This is a genomic window from uncultured Methanobrevibacter sp. (genome assembly GCF_937906425.1).
In the GTDB taxonomy this organism is placed as follows: Archaea; Methanobacteriota; Methanobacteria; order Methanobacteriales; family Methanobacteriaceae; genus Methanobrevibacter.
The window spans coordinates 1-8,919 of sequence record NZ_CALCYR010000284.1 but is presented as its reverse complement, the minus strand read 5'-3'; the positions used below and the strand labels follow the sequence as shown (position 1 = coordinate 8,919).

The following is an 8,919-nucleotide window of genomic DNA, read 5'->3' as shown; positions in this document are numbered from 1 at the left end:
ATATGCGACTCATGGTTGGAAACATTTATAACAAAAGTTTGGTAACTAACTATAATATTAATATATTGTTAAAGAAAATAAAAAAATAAAAATAGAAAAATTATTTTCTATTTTCTAAATCTTCCATGACCTTTTTAGCCACATACTCTCCGGATAAAAGCATACCTCCGAAAATAGGACCCATACGTTGAGAACCGTGAACTGCATTAGCTGCCATACCAGTTACATACAATCCAGGATAAACCTCATTTACATTTTCCAAGATTTTTCCTTCAGCCCTGTCAGCCCACATGGATTTTTCACCCATAATCTTACCTGTCTTTGTATTCAATTTCTCTTCCATCTTATTCTCAACAATTTTGGTAATTTCAGTTGGGTGACCTGTAGCGTCAATAACCGCTTTAGCCCTTACAGTTAATGGATCAATGTGTAAACCGGACATTTCAACAGAACTCCAATTTAATACAATACCGTTGATTCCGTTTTCACGAACCATTAAGTCCTCAATAGACATTAAATTAAATATTTTAAGTCCTGCTTGGGTAGCCTTGGAACATAAGGTTGAAGTACATTCAATAGAGTCTACAACATAATAGTTTTCCTCAAATTTTTTGGAATTGATGCCAAACTCGTCAAGGATTCTTTTTCCTTCCTCTTGAACGACAACTTTATTGAACATCATTCCTCCACCCCACATACCGCCACCGATACTGAGTTTTCTTTCGAATAATGCTACTTTATAACCTGCTTTTGCAAGATAATAACCTGCTGTAACTCCAGATGGACCTCCTCCACCAATAGCTACATCCATATCTGTATAATCTAAAAAATCATTCATATACTCTTGAATAATTGCTTTAGAAACAATTATATCGTCTAATTTTTCCATTATTTTCCTCCATAATATTTTAATGAATAAATTAAAATAAATTAATTTTCATTAATAATGATTAAAAATGAAAGCATTAATTTACATTATTACTTATGCTCTCAAAAATATTTAAATATTGTTAAAATCCATATAAAACAAAACAATGCTCAATAAATAGACATTAAATGAAAAATAAAAAAAACTTGAATAAAAAAAATAAAAATAAAACCCTAAATGAAAAATAAAAAAAACTTGAATAAAAAAAAATAAAAATAAAACCCTAAATGAAAAATAAAAAACTTGAAAAAAAATAAAAATAAAAGATTAAAAAATTAATTAATGAAATTTACCCTCTTTTTTTAATTTTTCATAATGCTCAACGTCACGAGATGAGAATACCTTTGCAGGATGTCCTCCAGCAATAGCATAGTTTGGAATGTCATTTACCACAACACTTCCAGCCTGAACAATTGCCCCTTCGCCAATATGAACTCCTGGAAGAATGATTACACGGTTTCCTAACCATACATTTTCCTCAATTACCACATTTTTAGAGATGACAGTTGTATCATAAGGAATAGCTTCCCCTTCATAGTTATGGCTGTCAGTGATTATCATGCATTCGATCCCTGAATGAAAATTGTCTCCAATGATTACATTTGCAGTTCCCTGTATTTTCATACCATTGAAATTCACATTATTTCCAAGTGTGGTGTTTGGTGTGACATAGGAAAAATTATTAACGGTTAAATCATTTCCACAGGACTTTGAAACCCTTTTTACACGAAAGGTGTAATATTTTCTCTTAAAGCCCTTAAAGAAATTCAAAATCCCTGAAATCATATTTTCCCTCTAATATAAAAGAATAAAAAAATGAAAAATTAAAAAATCATTAATAAAAATCAATGAAAATTCATTAAGATAAATAAAATAAAATAAAATAAAGTAAAGTAAATAAAAAAAGAAAAAAGTTAAAAATTAAGCCTTAATAAACTGAACAGTCAGCAGAGTAATAGGACAATAATTTTGCTATTCTTGCAATTGTAATTTCATCCAATCTTCTTTGACCTCTAATCATCTTATTGAACAGTTCATCAATGAAAAGATCCTCATTGGTTAGTATAACATTTAAAATAGCCAAGTCATCATTTACAAAACCAATCAACGGTTCAATATAGATTCCGCTAAATCCTTTCTTGTCAAGGAAAATAGCTAAATCCTCATTTAACTCCAAAGCCTTTCTCTTGATTTGACTATTGTCCACAAAGTGAATTTCCTCATTGCCAAATTGGAATCTGGATTGATTATCATCATAATCTGTTTGAAGTTCAAGAGTGTTCTTCTTGTCCATATAATTTTGAATGGATGCAGAATCATTGACCATCTTGCCGGTTTCATTGTCAGATTTGGTCTTATTCTTAAACTCCTTTGAATCAAATCTTTTGGATAAAATGGTAAATACACCAGTAGGGCCTACAACAACGTGATTTATAATGTCCTTGGATTGAGGTGGCTGTACTGCATAAAATACATAGAAATCATTTGGAAGAGCAAGCAATCTTTCACGAATAATTCTTCCACGTGCCAAATAACTGTTGAACATGTATTTTTTAACCATACCATAAACAAGAATGATTACACCAATTGCTACAGCAATCAGAATGTAAATCCACCTGTTTACAAAGTAATAGTAAAGAGCGCTTACAACTAAAATAAACAATCCTGCAAGAATGTAAATATCTGCAAAAGTCTTTTTAGGCTCATATTTAGGAGTCTGTGATTTCATCATTTCAACAGTTTCCTTGGATACAAGAGCGCTTGAATCATCTGAATCCTTTTTGGATTCTTTCTTATCCTCACGTTTGAACAATCCTTTTATTGAAGACTTGCCAGCAAGTTCCTTATCAATGGATTGCATATATTCCTCTTTTAGGATATTCAATAATGCATTATAATATTTCAAACGAGCTATCTTATATGCTTCATATTCTTCCTTGCTGTCAAAGACCATTTCATTTTGAGCTCTTGAGAATAATCTTTCATCCTCTTCAGATAAAGCCTGTCTTGCAAGTGAAATAGGAGATTTTGGCTTTTCATCATCTGGAATGTCAACAACCTCAACGAGATTGGTCAATGTGGTTTGATCATCTTCAATCTCTTCTTCATCATCCGTTTGCTCAACAATCAGACGGCCTTCACTATCCAATCTACCAGCTTTAGCTCTTTTTGGACTTTCAGTTTCAATAACGTCAATCTCAAGTTCCTCTTCAGGATATTCAACTTCGGAAACTATAAGTCTTCCCTCATTGTCCAAATGACCTGCTTTGGCATGAGTTTCAAGCGGCTCATTTTCAAAGGCATCATAAACTTGGGCATGAGTTTCAAGCGGCCCATTTTCAAAGGCATCATAAATCTCTTCATTTTCATCATCATTTTCAGGAACAATGCCATAGGACTCATCATATTGGCTTGAATAGTTTGTTACAGGCTTAAATGCAAATCCTGAAGATATGTCTCTTGATGTTTCACGATATCTTTTTTCTGCATGGATAGGGATGATTTCGTATTCCTCATCAGAATCATCATAGTCAGCAGCAAAGTAGTGATCTTCCTCATAATAGATAGGAGAAGATTCCAAGCTATCAATATCTGGAATTTGAGTTTCAGACATGTAATCTTCATCATATTCATCATTAGAACCCTCATGAATTGGAACGATTCCATAATCCTCTTCAGCATGAATAGGAACAATCTCATCAACACCGGACTCAGCATGAATAGGAACAATCTCATCAACACTGGAATCTGCGTGAATAGGGATAATCTCATCAACACTGGAATCTGCGTGAATAGGGATAATCTCATCTAATTCAGATTCATCAGTGCCATAACTAAGAGTTTCCTCATTGATTGGAACAAATTCCTCTTGATTTGCTCTTTCTTCAAGAGTTTTTTCTGCATGAATAGGGATAATCTCATACTCTTCTTCATTGTAATCAGGGTCTGCATGAATAGGGATAATTTCATCGTCATCGGAGTAGGTAGGGTCTTGAGAGTCGTAGCTTGCATATAATAAATCATCAGAACTGGAATCAGTAGAATCGGCATAAGCAGTTGTTTCCTGCTCATTTAAATTAGATACATAATCCAAAGGACCTTCACAACTGGTACATTCAAAATCATTAATGTCATCATCTGATTCAATTTGATATTTCATTCCACAATTTTTACAATATACTAAAACAGAATTCGAAACTTCCTCAAAATTCTGATTGGAAGCAGAACCTTCATTTGGAAAATTTTCCAGTTCCTTTAAGCTCCCTGTACAACTTGAACATTCAAATGCATTAATATCATCCCCATCATCAAGTTGATATTTTGCACCGCAGTTCTCACATACAACAACTTTCATGCTTTTTCCCTACTCACAATTATAAAAACAGAAACTTAAAAAAATTTTTTTAAAAAGACTGACTTAAAATGGAAACTTTTATAAAAATTAAAAAAATTTCTAAAAATTAAAAAAATTTCTAAAATATTGGAAAATTTTCTAAAAATCTTGAAAAAATTTATAAAAATTACCCTATTAAATCAATACTAATATAATATAAGTAAGTTATCATTTTTAAAGGTTATGGATATTTTTTATCAAAAAATGATATTTTATTGATTATAAAAGAAAAATTTAAAAAAATATGATAAAATAAATCAAAAAATAATTAATATAATAAACTTATAGAAAAAATAAAATAATTAAAAATAGAAAAGAAATTTTTTATCATGAAAAATAATAAAAAATAATGAAATAATAATAATTTTTTAAAAAGTACACAAATCAATTAAAAAAATAAAAAGAAAAATATTAAGAAATAATTAGAATAAAAAGATAATGATTATTGAAAAAAATAAAAAACAATAATAAAATTAAGGCAATTTGAAAAAATAAATCAATAGAATAAAAATAGAAAAAATTTGTAAAAAAATTAAAAAAAATTAAAAAATAACAAAGACAAAGTATGAAAAGAAAATAAAAAAATGAAAAAATTCACAAAGATAAAGTTTGAAAAGAATAAAACTAAATTACCTCATCATAGATTTTTAAGATTTGATCATTTATCTTATCCCAATTGTACTTTTCTTTAATTAATCTTTTACCATTCTCACCAAATTCTTTAGACAATCCTTCATTGAAAATTATTCTTTCAATAGCTAATCTTAAAGATTCCTTATCATCATCACAAGCAAGACCAACATTATTGTCTACCCAATTCCAGATATGATTATTTTTAGTTAAAACCAGTGGTTTTCCACATGCCATTGCCTCCAATCCACTTGTAGTGAATGACTCATATTTGGATGGCATTATAAACAAGTCACAATCCACCAAAGCTTCCTGCTTTTCCTGATTATACAAAGGCCCTGTAATTATCACATCATCTTTAAGAGAATATTCATCAATCTTTGACTTTAATCTATCCAAATAACCATCATCAGGACCTACAATAGCTAATTTAAATCCAATAGAATCATTTTCCCTAATCAAATCATTAAAAGCATCAATTAATAAGCCTAAACCCTTGATTTCATGAATTCTGCCTAAAAAGAGAATCAATTTTTCATCTGGAGAAACATTATGCTTATTTCTAAAGAGACCTTCATCAGGCAAATCATCATATTCCTCAGTATTGATTCCCAATGGAACAATTTCAATCCTTTCCTCATCAACACCCATCTTAAGGTATTGCTGCCTTTCGGTTTCACTGAGGGCAAAGACTTTTGATGCATTATGAAGAATTTTAAAGCCGAAGAATCTATCAAAAATATTTTTAAGCCCCTCCTTTTGAAAGAAGGGAAGAACGGATCCATGTGCCTGAACAATATAGGGAATATTGTTCTTTCTTGCAAAATAAGTGACAATGATAGCCAAAGTCTGCCTATGTTCATGAATATGGACAATGTCAAAGTTTTTTATATCCTTCCTTATTCTGAATGGAGCCCTTAAAGGAGTGTCCAACATTGTTGCAAGCTTGAACTTATTTGAAAGATTTTTATAATAATCAACCTTGATTCCATTGACATCAATATCATAATTGGAATTTTCAAATTTTATCCTTTCCTTACAGGAATCTGAACTGACTACCTTTACAAAATTCTCCTCTGCCTGTTTGGAAGCGATTTGATAACTGGCATTAACCACACCTCCTGCAGAGAGACAAGGATAAAAGAAATGTGCAATATGTAAAATATTCATGATTTAACTCCTTTTTAAATCTCCTAAATATGCTCATACAAATACAAATTATTTTCCCTATGAATCATTGTATAGTTTTCAAGTTCAACCTCATTATTTGAAATGTAATAAGTTATATTGCTTGAATCCAAATAGGACAATCGTTCATCAACCAATGGAATGGTGTTCATTTTAAGTAACCAGTTATAATAACGAACATTATAATTCGCAACTTCCTTTAATGAATAATTGGCATCATAATCAATCAGATAATCCGCCATCAGTTTAGGAGAGTTTATCTCCTCATTCATCTCAACAGAATCTGTAAATCCAAATGCAGAAAAGAGACATGTCAAAATCATCAATATGGAAATAAGATATACTATTTTTCGACTTAAAGCATCATTATTCAATACATGAAAAATAAACTTATATATGTAATTCAAGGCCAAAACAACAAAGAATACAAAGGCTGGAAGGCATGTAATAATATAACGATTGACCTTTATGTCATAGAATGTAAAAAAGACCATATAAATTAAAAACCAATCCATGAAAAGTAAAATCAATCCATATCCCTCTTTTGAATAGCTCTCAAAATTCCCCTTCAATATGGAATCCAAGACCAAAGTGAAAAGCAATAAAAAGAAAACACTGCTTATGCCGTTTATCTTAAAGCTTAAAACAGATAAAAACAATGAAATAATGGCTAAAGCTGCCAATGTTTTATTATTAATTAATTTTGACTTGAAACAAATATTATAAGAATCGGAATTAGAATTAAAATCCAAATGAGAATCCAATAGATCATTTTCATCAGCAATATCAAATTTATTGCTAAATAAAGCAATCAAAGCCAATATCAAGCCAAATTCCAGAATAAAGATTATTAAATAGGCAAATGGATTTGCGCCTATTAAATTAGGAATATTTCCATCAAAAATGACTTTCTTTGCAAACAAGAAGTTTAAAAAGTCATGAAGATAAAACCATGTGTCTGTTGTATATGCATTGTCAATGACACTGCCTCTGTCTCCTGAAACCACATCAGAACCTTGAGTTAAAAAGCTTAATGGAGATCCTGCCAGAGATATTAGAATTAAGAACAATACAAGAATTGCAAAGGATATCTTAATCCCCTTAAAAAAATATTTGGCCCTATTGGTGGATAAAAGGGATTTAAATTCCTTTTTAAACAAAGAAAAATCTGAAAGAATCAAATCCAAATAATAAAAGAAATTGAACTTGAATAGGAAGTATAAAACCATTAAAGGCAATATTAGAGCAACGGTATATCTTGTAAAGAATGCAATAACCCATAATGGAAAAGCCAAAAGATAAAATTTCTCATTTTTATCCGCAGCAATAATTGTAAATAGGATTACCCAAATTGACAATGCAACTGCAGGAATGTCCAATGTACCGTTAGCCAACCATAAAAGATTTAATGAAAAGCTTGAAAAAAGAACAGAACCTGTAAGTGACAAAAGAGGTGAAAACTTATTTTTCAAAAGAAGATAAAGGCCAATATTCCCAAATATGGCAAATAAACCTGTTACAATATAGATTGCTATTTCACCCTTTAGACCTAATCTGAAGAGGATTGAAGTTAAAAAACAGATTACGGGAGAAAGATACAAGGTATTTGAACTAGCTACCCTCTCTCCAGCAAAAGTCAATGCATTTGTTAAATAAACCAAAACGTCAGAACAGTAAATTCCAAGTTTTAAATTAAAGTCAATTAGGCAAATAAGCAGTAAAGTGCTGAATAATATTAAAAAGCTTAAATAAAACCTATCCTCTTTAGGATTAAAATTTATTTGATTTAAAAACTTTTTAAAATTCATAGCACTCACACAAATAAATTAATTAAATTATGACCTATACTTAATCTTTCAATTCCTAAACATTTTTCATTTTTTTTAGAAAATAGAGATTTATCCTTTAAAAGACCTGTTTCATCTCCATTTAACAATTTCCCTCCTTGATGACATATAGTTCCTTTTTCATCATCATCTCCTACTAGATAAAATTCGACTTTTTTTCCATTGATATCCAGCATCTTCAAAAATTCATTTGTTTGATATTGGCATTTCCATCCTCCTGCAAGAAAAATTAAAGCACCTCCTTTTTCCCAAAATAATTTTAATACCTCCAAAAATTGTCCGAATAAAAATCCTTCTTTTGTTCCATCAGGCAAATCTTCATATGGAGGACCATTAATTACCCAAACTGAATAATAAGGGCATTTTCCATTTTTATCTTTAGTAGTTATTTTTTCTATGGCATTTCTATAATTCTCAACTATATCAATAATTATTCCTAAATAATCACTTATATCTTTTAGACAAAACTCACTTTCAGGGCTTGCTTTACATAAATAATCTTTGTGAATAAAGTAGTTTTCATTTGAAATTAAAATCTTTGACCATAACATAACAATAAGAATTTTTTGACCTTTTAAAGCATATTTATTCAACAATGTATTTTGTTTTTCTATTTTAATAAAATTGTTTACAGGATTTTCAATATTGTTCAAAAAGTTAAAATAATCATAAAATATATTGTTTCTATCAAAAGTATTAGAAATATTAGATAATTGAATATTAAGAAAAGAAACCAATGAAATACATCCATAAAACATATAACTCATATTATTAACATTTTCAACGTTCCATTTGTATATATCTGGTAAAGATATTAATGAATTACATCCATAAAACATATAACTCATATTATTAACATTTTTAACGTTCCATTTTGATATATCTGGTAAAGATATTAATGAATTACATCCATAAAACATATAACTCATATT

General features: G+C 29.7%; 6 protein-coding genes. All 6 read right to left on the bottom strand.

Annotation, left to right across the window (positions count from 1 at the left end; genetic code table 11):
* Window positions 1-100 precede the first annotated feature (100 nt).
* Complete coding sequence (locus Q0138_RS08440; protein WP_297983378.1) at window positions 101-889, bottom strand: sulfide-dependent adenosine diphosphate thiazole synthase; 789 nt, start codon at window positions 887-889, stop codon at window positions 101-103.
* Window positions 890-1,207: 318 nt separating this feature from the next.
* A complete protein-coding gene (locus tag Q0138_RS08435) occupies window positions 1,208-1,714 on the bottom strand; it encodes an acyltransferase (protein WP_297983376.1) in 507 nt (168 codons plus the stop codon).
* Window positions 1,715-1,856: 142 nt separating this feature from the next.
* Window positions 1,857-4,283, bottom strand: coding sequence for a hypothetical protein (locus Q0138_RS08430; protein WP_297983373.1), 2,427 nt, complete (start codon window positions 4,281-4,283; stop codon window positions 1,857-1,859).
* Between the two features lie 663 nt (window positions 4,284-4,946).
* A complete protein-coding gene (locus Q0138_RS08425; protein ID WP_297983370.1) occupies window positions 4,947-6,122 on the bottom strand; it encodes a glycosyltransferase in 1,176 nt (391 codons plus the stop codon).
* Between the two features lie 23 nt (window positions 6,123-6,145).
* A complete protein-coding gene (locus Q0138_RS08420; protein ID WP_297983367.1) occupies window positions 6,146-7,948 on the bottom strand; it encodes a glycosyltransferase family 39 protein in 1,803 nt (600 codons plus the stop codon).
* 5 nt (window positions 7,949-7,953) lie between these two features.
* On the bottom strand, window positions 7,954-8,919 hold a 966-nt coding region (locus Q0138_RS08415; protein ID WP_297983364.1), incomplete at its 5' end, for a BspA family leucine-rich repeat surface protein.

What these genes read in the sequence shown, in the direction of transcription:
- Q0138_RS08440 (WP_297983378.1), bottom strand. Translation starts at nt 889, where the DNA reads ATGGAAAAATTAGACGATATAATTGTTTCTAAAGCAATTATTCAAGAG.
- Q0138_RS08435 (WP_297983376.1), bottom strand. Translation starts at nt 1,714, where the DNA reads ATGATTTCAGGGATTTTGAATTTCTTTAAGGGCTTTAAGAGAAAATAT.
- Q0138_RS08430 (WP_297983373.1), bottom strand. Translation starts at nt 4,283, where the DNA reads ATGAAAGTTGTTGTATGTGAGAACTGCGGTGCAAAATATCAACTTGAT.
- Q0138_RS08425 (WP_297983370.1), bottom strand. Translation starts at nt 6,122, where the DNA reads ATGAATATTTTACATATTGCACATTTCTTTTATCCTTGTCTCTCTGCA.
- Q0138_RS08420 (WP_297983367.1), bottom strand. Translation starts at nt 7,948, where the DNA reads ATGAATTTTAAAAAGTTTTTAAATCAAATAAATTTTAATCCTAAAGAG.